This is a genomic window from Sorangium sp. So ce381, assembly GCF_051473845.1.
Classification (GTDB): domain Bacteria; phylum Myxococcota_A; class Polyangia; order Polyangiales; family Polyangiaceae; genus Sorangium; species Sorangium atrum.
In genome coordinates this window covers 9,994,343-10,011,879 of record NZ_CP150336.1, presented here as the reverse complement: position 1 = coordinate 10,011,879, position 17,537 = coordinate 9,994,343, and the positions used below count along the sequence as shown (strand labels likewise).

Here is a 17,537-nt window from a genome sequence, read left to right as displayed (position 1 = left end):
CCGGGCGCGACCAATCGCGTCAACCTTCGCAGCCGGGAGGCGATTCCACACGTCTGGACGGCCTGTTTCAGACGAATGTGCGCATTGGACATCGTATTACGTCACAGGCTCACCACGGCTATGCTGCATTCGCCTCGATCCGTTCGAGGTTGACTCATCTGCGCATCCCTCTGGCGAGAGTCCCGGCAGACGGCGCAAAGGGGGCTTTCCAGTCAATCTGATGTGTGCAAGATTGGTCCTTGTCCTCGCAGGTGTCGAATGTGTCAGCGCATCCAGGGACTCGCGTGCGCCCTGCCATGAGCTCCGATTCTCCTCCCACGTCGCCACCGTTTCGGGACCAGTCCCCCTGTAGCTACTGGCCCTGGCGGGCGGCCCCCACAGAGCGAGAGAGCACATTCTTGCAACCCATTGACCACGCGATGAATGCCCTGCCTCCCGCTCACTCAAGCTCGAAGCCAAGCGCCTCATTGTAGACGGTCTCGAGCAGCCCTGGATCTCCAAGGGTACGCTGCGCCTCGATGGCTGCGTCGATGACGACCCTGGCTATCTCATCTTCGAACATTCTCTTTCCGCCTTTTGGCGTCTTTGCGTCTTTGTGTCTTTGTGTCTTTGCGTTAAAATTCGAGACATCTCGACGATGACCGTCGGAAGCACGATGATGCGCCCAGCGCTGTGACAACGTACAGGTCGACGCCCTCCGCCAACGTGGCTTCTCCTGGCGCGCTACGTCGAGATGGCCGACGACCTGGCGAGGCCCCGTCGGCCAGCCCCTGCCAGGAGGCCCGAACCCGTCCCGGCCCCCGCCCGGGGCGGGCGACGTGCCGTGAACCCATCCGGGTGAGCTGGTGCCTCCACGCGGGAGATGGGTGGCACTCGTCTCCTGGAGGAGGCGGCGCCAAGAAAAGATGGGTGCACCTGTGTCCTGGTACAGTCGCCTCCACGCCGGAGATGGGGGCGCCTGTCTCCTGGAGGGGGGCGGCTCCAGGAAAGGCAGATGGCACCTGTGTCCTGGTATAGGCGCCTCCACGCCAGAGACGGGTGGCACCCGTCTCCGGGTGGACGTGGCTCCAAGAAAAGACGAGCGGCACCCGTCTCCCGGTGGACGTGGCTCCAAGAAAAGACGAGCGACACTCGTCTCCCGGTGGACGTGGCTCCAAGAAAAGACGAGCGACACTCGTCTCCGCGCTGGAGACGCCGCCCTCCGACCCCGCGATCCCTGGCCGGTCCTTCTCGCCGGGGCTCCGGCGTCGGCCTCACCCCTCGATGCCGCCTGTCCCGTTCCCGTCGAGAGCTCCGGTGCGCCCTTCGCGAGGCGCGCGCGGCGTTCGACCCCGTCGCTTTTGTGAGCCACCGGGACCCCCTCGCGACCACCTATTCCAGTTCCCGTGGTCTTGCCCAGCGCAGCCCTCGCCCCCCGGCTCACCCTCGTCCGCGCCAGACCCCTGACCGATCTGGACGACGCCGGCCTCGCCCGCGCGGCAGCCGAGGGCCAGCCAGGCGCCGCCGGCGCCGTCTGGGACCGCTACGGCGCCCTGGTGCACGGCCTGCTCCGCCGCGTGCTCGGGCCGGGCGGCGACGTCGAGGACCACGCCCAGGAGACGTTCCTGCAGTTCTTCCGGGAGGTGAAGAACCTGCGGGATCCCGGGGCGCTGCGGCCGTTCCTCCTCGGCATCGCCGTGCGCGTCGCGCGGTCGGCGCTGCGGCGCCGGCGGTTCCGGCGCTGGTTCTCGCTCACCGACAGCGGCGTGCTGCCGGACGAGCCGGCCGAGGGCGTCGACGAGGGCGCGCGCGAGGCGGTCGCGCGGCTCTACGCGCTGCTCGACAGGCTGGACGACAGGGCGCGGCTCCTCTTCGTGCTGCGGCACATCGAGGGGCTGGAGCTCGCGGAGACCGCGCAGGCGAGCGGGATGTCCCTGGCCACGGCCAAGCGCCACCTGGCCAAGGTGACCGCGCGCGTCCACGCGATGGCCGAGCGGGATCCGCTCCTCGCGGCCTACGTCGAGCCCGTCGAGGAGGCGAGCGATGGCTGATCCGAAGCCCGGGGTTCCGCCGGAGGTCGCCCTGCGGCGGCTCGCGGCGCTGGCGCGCGCGGCGGGGGCGGCCCCGCCGGCGGACCGCGCGCTCGCCCGCGGCCGCGCGCGGCTGATCGACGAGGTCGAGCGCCCCGTGCTGCCGCTCGCGCCGCGGAGGCGCTGGCTCCTGCCGGCGGCGCTGGCGCCGCTGCTCGTGATCCTGGGCCTCTGGGCGCTGCGTCCGGCGGCGCGCCTGTCGTACCAGATCGACGGTGTCGCGCCGGGAGAACGCGCCGACGGCGCGGCGCTCGCGGACACCTACGTGCGCGGGGGGACCAGCGGGGCGACGGCGCGCTTCAGCGAAGGGACGACCGTCCGCTTCGCGCCGGGGGCGCGCGGGCGCATCACCGCCGTGACGGCGCGCGGCGCGCAGATCCACATCGAGGGCGGCGCCGCGCACTTCCGGGTCGCGCACCTGCCCGAGGCCGAGTGGGTCGCGGCGGCAGGGCCGTTCACCGTCAGGGTGACGGGCACCGAGTTCGACCTGAGCTGGGAGCGCGAGCGGCTCGAGCTGACCATGCAGAGCGGCTCGGTCGCGGTCCGCGGCCCGCTCGCCTCGGGCGGCGTGGCGCTCCAGGGCGGCCAGCGCCTGGTCGCCGACGTGATCCGCGGCGAGCTCACGATCGCGGACCTGAGCGCCGCCGGCGCGCGTGCGCCAGAAGGAGGCGGGCTGCGCGAAGCCGACGCGCCGGCCGAGATGGGCGTGCTGGAGGACGCCAGGGCGCCGGCCGAGATGGGCGTGCTGGAGGACGCCGGGGCGCCGGCCGAGATGGGCATGCTGGAGGACGCCGGGGCGCCGGCCGAGATGGGCATGCTGGAGGGCGCCGGGGCGCCGGCCGAGACGGGCGGGGCAGCCGCGGCGGGAGCGCCCGTCTCGGTGGGGGCGCCGGCCATGGCGGGAGCGCCCGTCGCGGTGGGAGCGCCGGCCATGGCGGCGCCGGTAGCGACCGATCCGATGGCGACGCTCGCGCCAGCTTCGGCGGCGGTCCGCGCGCCCGCGGCGCCCGCGCCCGCCTCGGGGAGCTGCAGCGAGCATGTTGTCCGCGGCGACTTCGCCGGGGCGATCGCGGTGGCGGAGGCGCGGGGCGTCGACGCGACGATCGCCGCGAGCCCGCTCCCGGAGATCGCCGCGCTGGCCGATGCTGCGCGCTACACGGGGCGGAACGACCTCGCGCGGCGCGCGCTGCTCGCCGAGCGCTCGCGCTTCCCTGGCTCGCCCGAGGCGCGATCGGCGGCGTTCCTCCTCGGTCGCATCGCGGAGGCGGGCTCGCCCGCGGCGGCCATCGACTGGTACGATCGGTACCTCGCCGAGTCGCCGGCCGGCTCGCTGGCAGCCGAGGCGCTCGGGCGGAAGATGATCGTGCTGCGCGCCTCCCAGGGCGACGGCGCGGCCCGGCCGATCGCCGAGCAGTACCTCGCGCGCTACCCGCGCGGGGCGTTCGCGGCCGTCGCGACGGAGATCCTCCGCCGCCCATGAGGCGCAGCGGGTTCGGGCTTGCCCTTGCGCTGTGCGCCGCGCTCTTCGTGTCCCGGGAGGCGAGCGCCGCGGAGGAGATCGGCGTGGTCGTGGTGCGCGCGCCGCACGCCGGGAAGGTCGTCGAGGAGGCCACGGTGCGCCTCGCGGGCGAGCTGCGCGCCGTGGGCTTCTCGGTCCGCTCGCTCGAGGGCGCGCCGGGCGTCGACGGGCGCGCGCAGATCGAGGGCGCGGACGGCGTGTTCGCTGCCATCGCCATCCTCGAGACCGACCGCGGCACCGTCGCCGACGCGTGGATCGCGGATCACGCGACGAAGGAGACGCTGGTCCGCCGCGTGGAGCTCGGCGTCCCCGGCGCCAGCAACGCGGCGAGCGATCTCGCCGTGCGATCGGCGGAGCTGCTCCGGGCCAGCCTGCTCGAGCTGAGCGGCGAGCAGCGCCGCGAGCTGCCCGAGCGGGTGGCGCAATGGATCGCCGACGCGGCCGCGCCGGCGGGGCGCGAGGCCATCGCGCTCGACGCGGCGCTGCTGCAGCCGCGAGCGGCCGTCGCGCCCGCGGATCGAGCCACGGCGGCGAGCGGGGCGGCCGCGCCTGCGGGCGGATCCCGGGCGGCGAGCGGGTCGGCCGCGCCTGCGAGCGGATCCCGGGCCGCGCGCGGGTCGGCCGCGCCCGGGCGGCTCGACCCCCGGAGCGCCGCGCCCCGGGCGCCCGCGGCGCCCACGTCCGACGAGCGCCGGCTGAGCGTCGAGGCGGGGCTGGCAGCGCTCGCCGGCGACGTCGGGGTCGTCCCCGGGCCCTACTTCCGCGTGGGATCCGATCTGGCGGCCGGCGTCTCCCTGCGCGGGACCCTCGTGCCGGCCGTCGTGGCCAGGAGCCTCGACGCTCCCGGCGGGCGCGTGGCGCTGCGGCAGACCGCGGCCATGATCGGCCTGGCGTACGCCGCCGGCCCCGAGGCGTGGCGGATCCATCCGGTGATCTCGCTCGGCGCAGGCGTCTATCATGTGACGGTCGCCGGCCGGGCGAACCCTCCTTATCGCGACCGGCGTCAGGACTGGCTCACCGCCGGCGTCTCCGCAGGGGCCGGCGTCGGCGTCCGCGTCCTGCCGTACCTCGCCGCCCACGCGGCGCTCGACGTCCTCGTGCTCGCAAGACAGCCTGTCTTCACCATCGCTGGTGTGGAGGTGGGCCGCACCGGGCGCCCGGCGCTGCTCCCGAGCCTCGGCCTGCAGGTGAGCTTCTGAGTCGCCGGATCCTTCTGAATCGTTGATTTGGGTGAGCCACGGAGAGGAGCTCGCGCCCACTTACCAGAGCGAGGCACAACTCGGCTTCGCTTCGAGAGGGAGAGTCATGCGTCATCATCTTCTTTCGCGCCGTCCGCTGCTCGCCGTCGCAGGGCTGTTCTTGATGCAGGCCGCGTGCGAGGTGCGCTTCATCGAAGGGGTCGACTCGCCAGAGGAGAGCACGGGCACGGGGGCGTGTGTCGAATGTTGTTCCTCCTCGACGGACTGCGCGACCGGAGGCAGCGCCGCGGGCGGGTCGAGCGCCGTGGGCGGGTCGAGCGCTGTGGGCGGGTCGAGCGCCGTGGGCGGGTCGAGCGCTGTGGGCGGGTCGAGCGCCGTGGGCGGGGCGAGCGCCGGCGCGGTGTGCGGAGACGGCGTGGTGGACCCGGAATGGGAGCAATGCGACGACGGCAACACGGCGGACGGCGATGCGTGCTCGAGCGACTGTCAGCTCCGCGCAGCGGGGGGTGAGGGTGGGGCGAGCGCCGGCGCGGTGTGCGGAGACGGCGTGGTGGACCCGGAGTGGGAGCAATGCGACGACGGCAACACGGCTGACGGCGATGCGTGCTCGAGCGACTGTCAGCTCCGCGCAGCGGGGGGCGAGGGCGGGGCGAGCGCCGGCGCGGTGTGCGGAGACGGCGTGGTGGACCCGGAGTGGGAGCAATGCGACGACGGCAACACGGCTGACGGCGACGGGTGTACGAGCGCCTGTCAGCTCGGCCCGGCATAGCGCCGTGCTTGAAAAGGAGAGGCGGTAAAGCCAAGCGAGGCGCGACCGGCGCGGCCCTCCGCCTTCACCCGATCACGGCAGCACGGCGCGCCTCGGGCACTCTCCGTCACCCTGGAAGTCGCCGAGCGTGCGCGCCTGCGCGACCACGTAGTCGTACGCCGTCTCGATCGGGCCGCCGGACGCGCCGGCGAGGTTGTACTCGTCGCCGAAGACATCGGCGGCGTTCACCTGCTTGAGCTCGTCGATCGTCGTCTCGCCATCGCCGTCGAGATCGCTGTCCGCGATGTACTGCGCGTAGCGCTTGGTCAGCTCCACGCCCGCGGTGATGTTGTCGAAGAACCAGTGGTCGCCGTGGATGGTCGGCTTCACCGCGACCGTGCCGCTGGTCGGCACGCTGAACCCGTTGATCCCGTCCTCGGTCGCGCAATCGTCGAACGACGTCCCGGCCGGGAGGCCCCAGCTGAAGCGCACCCGAGCCGCGGGGACGCACGCGCCGCCGGGCGGCGGGCACGACTCGCCGTCCGCCTTCTCGATGGATCCCTCGAAGAACAGCGAATAGCCGCCCTCGACCATGAGGTCGACGTCGGCCGCCGTGGTGGGCGGCAGCGTCTTCACCCCCGCCTTCGCGTTCGGGAGGTCGAACCCGAAGCGGTCCCAGCGCACCGCGCTCACGTCCTGGAAATTCGCGATCACGTACCTCGTCGCCGGGGCGTTCTTGAGGTCGAGCACGAACACCGATTCATCGCCGAGCGTCTCCTCGGCATCCGAGCGCGCCGCGCGCACGTTGCCGATCGTCACGAGGAACCGCTCGTACGTGACCTTCCAGCCGTCCGCGATGTTCTCCTCCCCTGTGCCCGGCTCCAGGCCCTCGGGGATGGTGTCCTCCGGCTCCACGAAGATCTGCACGGCGCCGGTCTCGGACGTCGCGCCGCTTTCATCGCCGCACCCGGCGACGAGCGCGAGCGCGCACGCCGTCACCATGAACCCTGTCACCTTCAGTCTCTGCATCATGATCAAGCTCCTGAGTCGTCTCGAAATCCCGACGAGCGCGCACGAACGCGCCCGGCGAGCGCAGGCCCGCGCTCCTCGCGCGCCCAGCGCCCGCATCACCCTCTGGCCTCGTGAGATGCTCAGGCCGCCGGCGGGGAGCTCTTCGGCGCCAGGATCAGCAAGGGGATGGGTCGGACCTCGGGCGAGGGTCGGAGCGAGGCGAGGCGGACGACCTCGAGCAGCGTGGCCTCCGCCACGCGGTGCACGGGCGCGCCGAGCTGACCGCGCAGCGCGAACGCGTCGCAGTGCTCGTCGCCCTCGTGGCGCGGCGCGAGCGCGTCGCACAGGTCGTCACCCCCGCCGGGCCGCGCGCCGGGCTGGTCGCCGGGAGGACGGCGCTCGGCGTGAAGCGTCGCCGCGGCGACGGCGACCGTCGCCGCGTGGACGAGCTCGCCGTGCTCGCAGCGGACGTGCCGGACGAGCAACGCGTGCGTCAGGCTGCACAGCTGCGCCGCGAGCGCGAGCGCCACGAGCCAGCGCGCTCGCCACCGGCAGGCAGGGCTCCGGCCAGGCCGCCGCCGCGCGGCGGCCGTCACGCGGGCCGGACGGCGTCTCAAGGAGACCGCCTCATGGCGACGTCGACCAGAGGAACTGCGGCCGGTGCACCGCGATCATGTCGTAGCGCAGCCGCTGGTGCGCGGGCGACCCCGGCGCGATGGCGACCCTGGTCGCTCCTCCCTCGGCCAGCGCGTCGAAATCGACGCTCGCGAGCCACTCGTCCACGACGTCGAAGCGGACCGCGAGGCGGACCGGCGCGGCGCCGACGCTCGCGGCGACGGCGAGGCTCGGCACCGCGAGCAGCCCCTGGCGCTGCGGCACGGCGTCGACGTCGGCCTCGAAGTCGAGCGCCTCCGCGCCCCGCGTCGCGCGCCCGCGCAGGTGGACGGAGCTGACGCCGGGAGCCTCCGGCGCCGGCGTGGGCGACGACTCCGTCGAGAACCAGTGGATGCCGTAGTTGAACGACACGCTCCGGATCTCGCCCTCGAAGCCGTGGACCAGGCCGAGCGGCTGCGGCGCGGGGTCGAGCAGGTTCACGCGCGTGATCGTGGTCAGCTCGGCGATCGCGGTCTCGCACAGCGTCGACGCGCCGGAGTCCGCTGCGCAGAAGTAGGCCGGGCCGAAGGCGACCGTCGCCTCGTCGAGCGCGATCGTCCACGCGCCCGCGACGATTTCCCCGGGGACGTCGGCCTCGGCGTGCGCCGCGTACGTGACCTCGGGCTGGCCGGTGCCGGCGCAGGCGGATGCGGACAACGCGGGCGACCCCAGGAGGACGACGGCGAGGAGGCGGCGCGCGGCCGGGGAGAGGTTCGGGGCGTTCATAGCGAGAGCGTCACGTTCGCGAGGATGGAGCGCGGCGATCCGGCGCTGATGTGCCGGGCCGGCAGCTCCGAGGGGATCGACGGCTGCGACGCGCCCGCGGCGCCCGGCCAGGTCGACTTGAACGAGTACTCCGTGTCGGCGTACTCGGCGTCGAGCAGGTTCTGCGCCTCGACCCCGACCTCGATCCAGGGGCCGCCCTGCGCGGCGTCGCGGCCGACGCGCAGGCTCCGCCGGAGAGAGAGGGACGCGTCCGCCACGAAGACCGGCGCGGCGGTCTGCGCGTACGGCAGCGGCCGCGGGGAGAGGAACGTCGCGCCGTAGCCGAGCCGCCCCTCGACGGGCGCGCCGGCGATCGTGAAGAGCGGCCGCTTCAGCGCGAGGTCGGCGCGCACCACCACGGGCGGCACGAACGGGAGCTGCTGTCCCTTCACGTACGGCGGCGACGGGTTCTCTGGCGTGGGCGGGGGCGGCTCGTCCAGCGTGGCGTGGACGAGCGTCGCGCTCACGCCCGCCGTGAGCGTGGGGCTCGGCGCGGCCTGCAGGTAAGCGACGAGCCCGCGGCGGGTCGTCCGGCCGATGCGCACGAGCGCGCCCTCCGCCGCGTCGAACGCGAGATCGTAGGAGAGGCGCGTCTCGTAGGCGGCCGCGGTCACGCTGAGGCCGCCGCCGGGGCGCAGCGTGGCGCCGGCCTCGTAGCTCTTCACGGTCGCGAACGGCGCGTTGTCCCCGTCCTCGAGCAGCCGCGCCTGCGGCGAGCGGTAGCCGTGCCCGTACGAGGCGGAGACGCGCAGGGCGGGCAGCGGATCGAGCTCCAGCGTCACCCGCGGGCCGGCGGCCAGGCCCGCCGCCGTGCGACGGAACCCCTCGATGTGCGTCTCCTTCTGCGCCGCCGGGATGAAGTTGCCGATGCGGTCGTCCACGTCGAAGACGAGCAGGTCGGCGCGCAGGCCGCCGCGGAGGCGCGCGTAATGCGACAGCTCGAGCAGCGCGTCGGCGTGGGCGCCGACCCCGGTCAGCTGGATCGACGCGTCGACGCGCTGATCCCACGTCTCGTTCTGCGGCGGCTGGAGCAGGTTCTGCGCCTGGTCGATGCCGTCGGTCTGCACCTCGGCGCCGACGGCGACCTGGCCGGAGAGCCAGGACGCGAGCGGGATCCGCGGCGTGCGGTAGGCGATGCCGCCGCCGAGCGCGGCGTCCTGGTTGGCCTGCTCGATGAGGTCGCCCCTGCCGACCCACTCGGGCCGCCGGCGCGAGCGCTGCGTGTAGCCGGTGAAGTTCATCCGGCTCCGGTACCCGGACGTCGCCGCCCAGAGCCAGGCGCTCTTCTGAGAGCCGTCGTCGTCGGTCCGCTCGACGCTCAGCGCGAGCTGTAGCCGCGTCGACGCGGCCGACTGCGCGCGGGCCGCGAGATCCGGGTAGGCGTCGTGGAAGCCGACGCGCCCCGCCTCGATGTCGTCGCGCCGGAGCACGCCCGCGAGGTTCGCGCGGCCGCCGTGGGCCGCGACGTGCAGCAGCGCCGAGTACTCGTCCGGCAGCGGCACGCGGTACTGGCCGACGGCGCCCCCGGAGATCGCCCCGCGCGTCCCGTCGCCGAAGCCGTCGGTCGTGCGCACCACGGCGGCCCCGAACGTGTCCTCCGACTGGCCCTCCGGCGCCCAGAGCGCGAGCAGCCGCCGCGTGCCGAACGAGCCGAGCGTGCCCTTGAGCAGCAGCCCGCGCTCCTCGACGCCGAGGTCGAAGTACGCGCTGCCCGCGACCGCGAAGTCGCCCTGCTGCGGGTCGTAGACGCCCTCGACGACGCGGAGCGACCGCACCACCTCCGGGATGATCACGCTGAGATCCGCGTAGCCCTGGCCATGGAGGTGCGAGCGCTGGTTCAGCGGGATCTGCCCGACGCGGAGCTCGACGTCCTGGCCGTGCTCCGCGTCGAAGCCGCGGAGGAAGATGCGCTGCGCGACCGCCTCGCCCTCGGGGTGCGCGACGTAAACGCCGGGCGCCGTGCGGAGCAGATCCGCGGCGGTGGCGTGGGGCGCGGCGGAGAGCGCCGCGCGGCCGATCCGGAAGTCGCTCGCGGCGCGGCGCGGCGGGTTCGGGCGGCCCTGCACGTGGATTTCGATCGGCTTGCCGGGCTCGGCCACCGCGTGCGGGCCCGCGACGCCCCCGGCGAACTCCACCGGCTTCGGCGCCGCCGGCCGGGGCGGCGGGGGCGCCGCCGGGCGATCTGCCGCCTTCGGCGCCTCGGTCGGCGCCGGCGCGGGCTGCTCCTCGTGGGGGCCCGGCGCGAAGTGGAACGGCACGCGGATCCGCGCCCGCACCGGCGCGCCGCCGCGCATGGCCGGCGAGAAACGCCACCGCCGCACGGCCTTCATGGCCGCGTCATCGAACGCCGCGCCCCCGGACTCGGCCACGACCGCGTCGCTGACCGTGCCGTCCTTCTCGACCGTGACGAACAGCGTGACCGTCGTGTCGACGCCCTCCGCGAGCCGCTCGGGCGGGTACTCCGGGTCCACGTGCTCGAGGATCTGCGGCGCCACGGGCGCATCGGGCCGCGGCTCAGGCTGCCCGAGCGCAGCCGGCGCGGCGAGGGCGATCGCGGAGAGGTAGCAGAGGGATGACCAGCGCATGAGCAACCGAGCTCGACGCGACTACCACGCCGTACAGCGGCTGCAAGCGCCGCTTTGCCGGGCTCCGCGCGTGCAGACGACGGTGACGGAAGCGCGCGACGTCCACGCGCGCCCACGCGCGCGGCTTTTCGGCGACACGTCGCGCCGGCGCAGCGGCGGTCTCGCCCCCGGGCGCGGGGCCGTGTATCGTCTCGTCATGCCGAATGAGACGCTCGTCCAGGCGGTCAAGACCATCGTCGCCCTCGCGCGCGGTGGCGACCTCGACGCGGCCTACCGGGGGTACCGCGATCTCTTCCAGAAGCCGGAGTTCCTCAAGCAGCGCCCCGAGGATCAGCGCCAGGTGCTGCGGCTCATGATCCTCGCCAAGGGCGTCCCGTCGACGCCGACCGAGGCCATGATCGACGCCCACCGCGCCGCGGTCCCCGCGCTGACCGAGCTCGTGTCGATCCACGGCGATCCAGGCGATCACGAGCTCCTCGGGCTCTGCCACGTCGTGCTCGGCAACGTCGAGAGCGCCGACAAGATCTTCCGCGCTGGCCTCAAGGTCGAGCGCGAGCGCAACCCCCAGAGCGATCTGTGCGGCACGCTGATGAAGCGGATCTCGCTGCTCTAGTTCGCGCTCGTCAGGGACGGGACTAGTTCTCAGCCGCACCCGTCCTGTTAGGATGGCCCCCGGGCGCCATGACAGCGCGCCGTCAGGGAGTCCATGCACGTCATCGCGGTCGCGAGCCAGAAGGGCGGCGTCGGAAAGACCACGATTTCCCTCAACCTCGGGCTCGCCCTCGGGCGCGCGGGCAACCGCGCGTTGATCCTGGAGCTCGACGCGCAGGGGAGCCTCGGGCTGTCGCTCGGCCTCGCCGACCGCGCGCGGCCGGGCGTCGCGGAGCTGCTCACGGGCGCCGAGCGGCTCGAGTCCGTGCTGCTCCGGACGCGCGAGCCGCAGCTCCAGGTGCTCACCGTCGGCCGGGTCGATCCCACGACCGTCGCGGGCTTCGAGGACGCGCTCGCACGAGGGCCGGTGCTCCCGAGCGTGCTCGCGCGGCTCTCGCCCGACTTCGACATCGTGGTCGTCGATTGCCCCGCGGGGCTCGGCAAGGTCACGACGCGGGCGCTCGAGGTGGCGACGCACGCGCTCCTGCCGCTCCAGGCCGAGCCGCTCGCGCTCCGCTCGATCGGCCAGCTGCTCGCGGTGATCGATCGCGTCCGGGCCGAGAAGAACCCGCACCTGTCGCTGCTCGGCATGGTGCTGTCGATGTTCGACCGGCAGGCGTCCGCGTCGCTCGACGTCGCCGAGACGCTCTGGACGAAGTTCCCCGACGGGATCATCCTCGATACGGTCATCCCGCGCGACGAGGCGTTCCTCGAGGCGTCTCTCCGCGGGGCGCCGCTCCTGCTCATGCAGAAGCGCCCTCCGCCGCTCGCGCGCGTCTTCGATCAGCTCGCGAACGACGTGCTGGTTCGCCTGGACCCCACCTCGCCGGACGACGACGATGGCCCGATCTCGCTCCTCCTTTGATGTCGACGGCGCCGTCGTCACCGCGGCGGCGCTGGTCAAGCGGTCGAAGTCGCGGAGGCCGCGGGCGGCGTCGGTCGCGCCCGCGGCCCCGCCGCTCGTGTCGTTCGAGTCGCGGCCGCCGCCCTCGCGGGCGGAGCCCGAGCCGATGTCCTCGTCGCCGCTCTCGCCGTCGTTCGAGGAGCTCGCGCCCTCGAGCGACCTCCTGCCCCTGTCGAGCCCCCTGTCGAGCCCCGGCGTGGGCGGCGAGCTCGGGCTCCGGGGCGCGCTGCCCTCGTCCGCCGACGACGTCGACTCGCGCCGCGGCGCGCCGCTCGATCTGCGGCCTCTGGCCTCGCCGCCCTCGTTCGCGGCGGCGCGCGAGCCCCTCGAGGAGCGGCTCGACGGCGCCATCGAGGCGCTCTCGGCGGGCCGCGCGCCGCGCTTCCCGGACCTCGCCGCGGCGGGCGGGCCGGTCGCGCGCTGCGAGCGGGTGATCGAGTGGATCGCCGAGGCGACGGGAGCCACGGACGTGTTCCTCGCGGACGCGGCCGGGCTCCCGTTCGCCGGCGCGATCCGCGACACGGAGGCGAGGCTCGCCGCCTCGGGCCTCATCGCGTCGGCGATCGGCTCGCTCGTCGCGGCGCTGCCCGGCGCCCCGTCGCAGCGCTTCGAGCTCTGCGTCGGCGACGGGCCGTTCTTCCAGCTCATCGGGTTCCAGGTGCGCTCCGCCGCGTACATCGTCGGCCTGATGCGCCCGGGCCCGCTCACGCCGCGCGAGGCGCACGCCGTCCGGATCGCGTGCCGGCACGCGCTCGACGCCGCGGTCGGGGTCGTCGGGTGAGCGCGGAGCACGGCGAGCCCTCGTTCGGTCGTGGCGTCGCGGCCGTCGCGGGCGCGCTGGACGACGACGACCCGCTCGCGCCGATCGCGCTCGACGGCCTCGGCTACGGCGTCGGCGGCCTCGACGCCATCGTCGTGTTCCACCTCGGCGACGCGCGCGTCCACGCCGTGTTCGTCCGCGAGGGCGCGGCCCTCTCTCCGAGCGACGTGGCCGCGGGGCTGCGCGACGCGTACCTCGGCAGCCAGCTCGCCGCGCAGCGGCTCGTCCCGGAGCGGGAGGGCTCGATCCGCCCCGCCCGGAGCCGAGGCGCTCGCTCGTCGAGCAAGCCGCCGCGCTCGCAGGGCCGCGCGGAGGAGCTCCCGGACCCCGTGGTCACGCTGGAGCTGAGCGGCCGGACCGTCCTCCTGCGCCGCGTCCGCGCGTGCGTCGTCGCGAGCCTGTTCGACAGCACGATGCCGCTCGGCATGGCGCGGCTCGTGGCGCAGCGGCTCGCCGCCACGCTCGCGCCCGAGCTGCCGCTCGAGGAGCCGCCCGAGGAGATGCTGAGCGACCCGTCGGGGCTCTTCGAGGAGCCGCTCAGCGCGGACACGGTGGACGATCTCGTCCGGGGCGTCGCGCGGTCGGCGCCGCCGAGGGGCTCGTCCAGCATCCCGGCGCGCCGGACCGGCGGGACGCCGCCGCCCGCCGATCCGCCGTCGGCCGAGGTCGCGCGGATCCAGCGGCTGCTCGCGCTGCTCGAGGCGCGCGCGCCGGAGCCTCACGTGGCGCGGCTCCGGCTCGCGCTGCGCGCCGGGCTGACGCCGCTCGCGCTCGAGCACCCCGACGGGCTCGGCGCGGAGGCGATGGTGCTCGTCGAGACGGCGGTCGCGGACATCCTCGGCCTGGAGCGCGCCGCGCTCCGGAGGCTCCTGTGACGGCGCTCCGGCACGGCCTGCGGGGCCGCATCGAGGGCCCGCTCGGCGATCTGGTCGGCCCGATCCTCCCGCACGGCCTGCTCCACGTGGCCGATCAGCTGGTGATCGCGCACTCGCACCACTTCGCGCTCTTCCTGGAGCAGACGATCTTCGACGCGCTCGGCGGGGAGAGCCGCGGCGTGCGCCGGCAGGCGGCGTTCGAGGCGGCGCACGCGCTGCTCGAGCCGCTGTACGAGGACCGCCACGGGGCGTCGCCGCGGGAGAAGCTCGAGCTCGCGGGCGAGCTGTTCGCCGCGATGGGGCAGGGGCGGTTGCGGTTCGAGGTGAGCGCGGAGGGCGGCGCGGTGCACGCGGACTCGCTCTTCCACGGGACGAGCTTCCTCGCGAAGTACGGCGGTCGGATCCAGAACCGGCTGGCGGTGGACGCGTTCGCCTCGGGCTACTGCGCGGCCGCGGCGAGCCTCGCGTTCCCGTCCGACTGGGGGCGGCTCGACGCCGACGAGGTGACGTGCGTCGCGCGGGGCGACGCGGCCTGCACCTTCCTGCTGACGCGGCGGTCGGAGCGGCCGCGCTTCGGCGAGGCGCTGACGCGCAAGCAGATCGAGTCGGCGCGGGTGCGCTGGGAGCCCGAGGGCGGGCCGCTCTCGCGTGCGCAGCGCGTCGAGGGCGCGATGCTCGAGGAGCTCGGGGCGCTGCGGTCCGACGAGCGCGGCCTCATCTCGGCGTACGGGGTGAACCTGGCGCTCTTGCCGGTGGGGTACATCGATCAGAAGACGTTCGACACGGTGCACCTCATCGAGCGGCGGTCTCCCGAGCTCGTCCCGGTGTTCGAGGCGCTCGTGCGGGAGGCGGCGCAGACGGGCGCGTTCCACCTGCTCGGGGGGATGCTCTCGTCCTCGTCGTTCGAGGCGGCGTGCGGTCCGGTGGGCAGGGATCAGCACGAGCGCCTCGAGCAGCTGCTCGGGCTCGCCCGCGCGCTCGGCTGGGGGGCGCTCTCCGCGCCGGAGTTCCAGCCGGGCCGGGCGCTGGTGCTGCGGGCGCCGATCACGCACGAGAGCGCGTATTACGCCATGAAGCACGGGTCCACGGCGCGGGGGCGGCTCCTGTTTCAACAGGGGACGGCGCTCGCGATCATGCAGCTCCTGCACCGCGTCGATTTCGGGACGGCGCGGCCGATCGACGCCGAGACGTATGGCGGGCTGTTCAAGATGGGGACGCGGTTCCGCGCGCAAGAGACGAAGTCGCCGCTCAGGGGGGATGGCGCGTGCGAGGTGCGGGTGGAGGCGATCGAGGACAGGTGGTGACGTTCACGTTCGCCCGCGAGCAAAACGAAGCACGAGGTCTTGAGCTGCGAACTCTTCGGGATGGTCGGCGCACCGGCGGGAGGCCTGCCGATATGCTACTAGGTGTGGCCTATGCCAGGACTCGTATTCCCCTCAGGCTCGTTTGTCGCTTATCTCTTTGATTGCGACGGCACGATCGCGGACTCCATGCCGGTCCATTACCAGGCCTGGCTCGAGGCGCTCGCCCCGCATGGGTGCGAGTTCTCCGGCGAAGATTTCTACGGCTGGGCGGGTATGCCGACCGACCGGATCGTCGAGCTCCTGAACGGGAAGTACGGGCTGCGGATGCCGGTGGCCGAGGTCTTCGCGGCGAAGGAAGCGGCGTATCACCGCCTGATACCGACGGTGCGAGGCGTGCCTGAGGTCGTGGCCGCGCTCCGCGACGCTCCTCCGCGCGTGAAGCGCGCCGTCGTCTCGGGGAGCCCACGGGCGTCGGTGGAACGGACGCTCGAGTTCCTGGGCCTCCGCGGGTACATCGACGTGGTCGTCGCGGCGGAGGATTACGCGCGACCCAAGCCGGCGCCCGACCCGTTCCTCGAGGCGGCGAAGCGCCTGGGCGTCGAGCCCGCGCGGTGCCTGGTCTTCGAGGACGCCGCGCTGGGGATCCAGTCCGCGCAGGCGGCGGGCATGCCGTGGGTCTTCGTCGATCCCCGGGCGCTCGCCGCCCAGCGTGGGTAAGCGGGGTGGAGAGCGGAGAGGGCCGGCGGGGCTGAGCCGGGGGCGTCAGACGAACAGGACCTCTGCGCCGGGTGGCGCCTTCGCAGCAAAGCTCATGGACTGACCTTCTCCTGGGCGTCCGTTCGTCCCGGCAGCTCCAGCGCGATGCTCGGGCGAGACGGAACCCTCGCTTGGCTCGCGTGGAGGCCGCGCGTCAGCGGGCCGCCGCGCGCCGCGCGGGCCGCGCGTTCCACACGCGCGTCGCCAGCGCGAAGCCGACGAGCGCGACCGGGAGCATGGCGGCGGGCCATGACATCCAGTTCCCCGGGTGCTTCGCCGCGTCCCCCGAGGGCAGGATGCTCCCGTAGAGGAACGACTGCGTCGCCGTGCCCAGGTAGACGAAGCCGTCGATGATGCCAGTCGCGACGCCGGCGTTCTTCCTCCCGCCGAAATCCATGCTCGCGGTCCCGGACAGCATGCCGTGGACGCCGATCACGCAGAGGGACATGAACACGACCGTCCACCCGGCGATGGGGAAGCTCAGGGTGAAGAGGACGATGACCGCGCCGAACACGAGGCCTGCGTAGAGCACCGAGGCCACCGGGCCGCGGCGCGAATCGAAGACATGATCGGAGATGAAGCCGGCGAACACCCCGCCCAGGATGCCGGCGATGCAGAGGAGCACGCCCCAGTGCGCCGACACGAAGCCCTTGAGCCCGGTCTTGTCCGCGAAGATGAGGTACCACTTCATGACGGCGTTGCGGAGGAAGCCGCTGCAGAACTCGATGGCGACGATGATCCAGATGACCCGCTGCGAGAACATGCGCCGCGCGACCTCGATCGCCCCCGAGCGCTCGCCCGTGTCGCCCGAGGACGCGTCGGCGGTGTCGAAATCCCGGAACCCCGCCTGGCCCGGCGTGTCGCGGATGAGGAAGACATCGAGCGCCAAAAAGCCGAGCAGCAGCAGCGCGGGGACGTGGAACACCCACGGCATCGGCAGGTGTTTGGCGATGAATCGACTCCAGTCGTAGGCGAAGTAGAGCCCGAGCGAGATCAGGATGCCAAAGATGCCGCCGAGCATCCCGCGCTCGCGGACGTGGAACCAGGGCGCGTTCACCTTGACGATGGATACGGCGCCGAAGCTCTGGAAATACATGTTGGCGCAGAAGAGCACCGTCATCGCGGTGATGGCGGTGCTGTGGTCGAGCTGCCCTTCCTGAGCGAACCGGACGGCCACGCCCAAGAGGACGTTCATGAGCGCGGATCCGCCCGCGGCGAGCAGGATGGTGGCGCGCCCGCCCCACCGGTCGGTGAGCGGCCCGTTCAGCAGGAAGGCGACCCCATAAACGGCCGAGCCCCAGCCGTCGATGTTCCCGAACTCCTGCTTGCTGACGAGGTGCAGCGCTCCGAGCTCCGGCGCGTTGGCGGAGAGGTTGTACCGTCCCATGTAGAGGAAGGCGTACGTGAGCCCGAGCGGAAACCAGTTGAAGAACCGCCGGCGCCGGAACTCCTCCGAGTGTCCGAGATCGATCTTCGGCAGCCGCCGCATGACGACCGCGATGGCCGTGAGCAGCAGCAGGATCGGCAGCAGCTGATTGAGCCACGCAGGCATGGACGCCCTTCGACGATAACGGCCCACCGCACGAGCGGCCATGCCTTCGCGCTTCCCCCGCTCGCCCGCTCGTTCGAACTCCGTCCATGAGGTCGCGGCGCGCTCAGTGACGTGTCGCTGTCCTG

Annotated in this window: 16 protein-coding genes; 10 read left to right on the top strand and 6 right to left on the bottom strand. The window is 73.5% G+C overall.

Annotated elements, in window-relative coordinates:
- Positions 1–439: 439 nt before the first annotated feature.
- On the bottom strand, positions 440–562 hold the full coding sequence (locus WMF29_RS37605; RefSeq protein WP_437324921.1) for a GxxExxY protein: 123 nt from the start codon (positions 560–562) through the stop codon (positions 440–442).
- Positions 563–1,385: 823 nt separating this feature from the next.
- Here WMF29_RS37605 and WMF29_RS37600 point away from each other — a divergent pair.
- From WMF29_RS37600 to WMF29_RS37585, 4 genes are all read left to right on the top strand, one after another.
- Positions 1,386–2,030 carry an RNA polymerase sigma factor gene (locus WMF29_RS37600; RefSeq protein WP_437324920.1) on the top strand — a complete coding sequence of 215 codons (645 nt, stop codon included), beginning with the start codon at positions 1,386–1,388 and terminating at the stop codon, positions 2,028–2,030.
- Positions 2,023–3,549, top strand: coding sequence for a tetratricopeptide repeat protein (locus WMF29_RS37595; RefSeq protein WP_437324919.1), 1,527 nt, complete (start codon positions 2,023–2,025; stop codon positions 3,547–3,549). Before WMF29_RS37600 ends, WMF29_RS37595 begins: the two co-directional genes overlap by 8 nt.
- Positions 3,546–4,787, top strand: a complete 1,242-nt coding sequence (locus WMF29_RS37590; RefSeq protein ID WP_437324918.1) for a hypothetical protein — start codon at positions 3,546–3,548, stop codon at positions 4,785–4,787. The genes WMF29_RS37595 and WMF29_RS37590 overlap by 4 nt, the downstream gene beginning before the upstream one ends.
- Before the next feature lie 106 nt (positions 4,788–4,893).
- On the top strand, positions 4,894–5,556 hold the full coding sequence (locus WMF29_RS37585) for a DUF4215 domain-containing protein (RefSeq protein WP_437324917.1): 663 nt from the start codon (positions 4,894–4,896) through the stop codon (positions 5,554–5,556).
- Positions 5,557–5,628: 72 nt separating this feature from the next.
- On the opposite strand, the gene WMF29_RS37580 is transcribed toward WMF29_RS37585, so the two are convergent.
- The 4 genes from WMF29_RS37580 to WMF29_RS37565 all read right to left on the bottom strand — a co-directional run bounded on the left by WMF29_RS37580 (position 5,629) and on the right by WMF29_RS37565 (position 10,550).
- Complete coding sequence (locus WMF29_RS37580; protein ID WP_437324916.1) at positions 5,629–6,567, bottom strand: hypothetical protein; 939 nt, start codon at positions 6,565–6,567, stop codon at positions 5,629–5,631.
- 119 nt (positions 6,568–6,686) lie between these two features.
- Positions 6,687–7,163, bottom strand: a complete 477-nt coding sequence (locus WMF29_RS37575) for a hypothetical protein (RefSeq protein WP_437324915.1) — start codon at positions 7,161–7,163, stop codon at positions 6,687–6,689.
- Between the two features lie 10 nt (positions 7,164–7,173).
- Positions 7,174–7,926: a hypothetical protein gene (locus WMF29_RS37570; RefSeq protein ID WP_437324914.1), complete on the bottom strand. Its 753-nt coding sequence runs from the start codon at positions 7,924–7,926 to the stop codon at positions 7,174–7,176.
- Positions 7,923–10,550: a TonB family protein gene (locus tag WMF29_RS37565; RefSeq protein ID WP_437324913.1), complete on the bottom strand. Its 2,628-nt coding sequence runs from the start codon at positions 10,548–10,550 to the stop codon at positions 7,923–7,925. Before WMF29_RS37565 ends, WMF29_RS37570 begins: the two co-directional genes overlap by 4 nt.
- Before the next feature lie 196 nt (positions 10,551–10,746).
- Here WMF29_RS37565 and WMF29_RS37560 point away from each other — a divergent pair, with 196 nt between their 5' ends.
- The 6 genes from WMF29_RS37560 (at position 10,747) to WMF29_RS37535 (ending at position 15,821) form a co-directional block, all read left to right on the top strand.
- On the top strand, positions 10,747–11,163 hold the full coding sequence (locus tag WMF29_RS37560; protein ID WP_437324912.1) for a hypothetical protein: 417 nt from the start codon (positions 10,747–10,749) through the stop codon (positions 11,161–11,163).
- Between the two features lie 93 nt (positions 11,164–11,256).
- Positions 11,257–12,066 (top strand): ParA family protein, encoded by an 810-nt coding sequence (locus WMF29_RS37555; RefSeq protein WP_272104085.1) that lies wholly within the window; start codon positions 11,257–11,259, stop codon positions 12,064–12,066.
- On the top strand, positions 12,041–12,886 hold the full coding sequence (locus tag WMF29_RS37550) for a hypothetical protein (RefSeq protein ID WP_437324911.1): 846 nt from the start codon (positions 12,041–12,043) through the stop codon (positions 12,884–12,886). The genes WMF29_RS37555 and WMF29_RS37550 overlap by 26 nt, the downstream gene beginning before the upstream one ends.
- Positions 12,883–13,800, top strand: coding sequence for a hypothetical protein (locus WMF29_RS37545; protein WP_437324910.1), 918 nt, complete (start codon positions 12,883–12,885; stop codon positions 13,798–13,800). The genes WMF29_RS37550 and WMF29_RS37545 overlap by 4 nt, the downstream gene beginning before the upstream one ends.
- Positions 13,797–15,104, top strand: coding sequence for a hypothetical protein (locus WMF29_RS37540; protein WP_437324909.1), 1,308 nt, complete (start codon positions 13,797–13,799; stop codon positions 15,102–15,104). The genes WMF29_RS37545 and WMF29_RS37540 overlap by 4 nt, the downstream gene beginning before the upstream one ends.
- 111 nt (positions 15,105–15,215) lie before the next feature.
- Positions 15,216–15,821, top strand: a complete 606-nt coding sequence (locus tag WMF29_RS37535) for an HAD family hydrolase (protein WP_437324908.1) — start codon at positions 15,216–15,218, stop codon at positions 15,819–15,821.
- 193 nt (positions 15,822–16,014) lie between these two features.
- On the opposite strand, the gene WMF29_RS37530 is transcribed toward WMF29_RS37535, so the two are convergent.
- On the bottom strand, positions 16,015–17,412 hold the full coding sequence (locus WMF29_RS37530) for an MFS transporter (RefSeq protein ID WP_437324907.1): 1,398 nt from the start codon (positions 17,410–17,412) through the stop codon (positions 16,015–16,017).
- Positions 17,413–17,537: the final 125 nt, after the last annotated feature.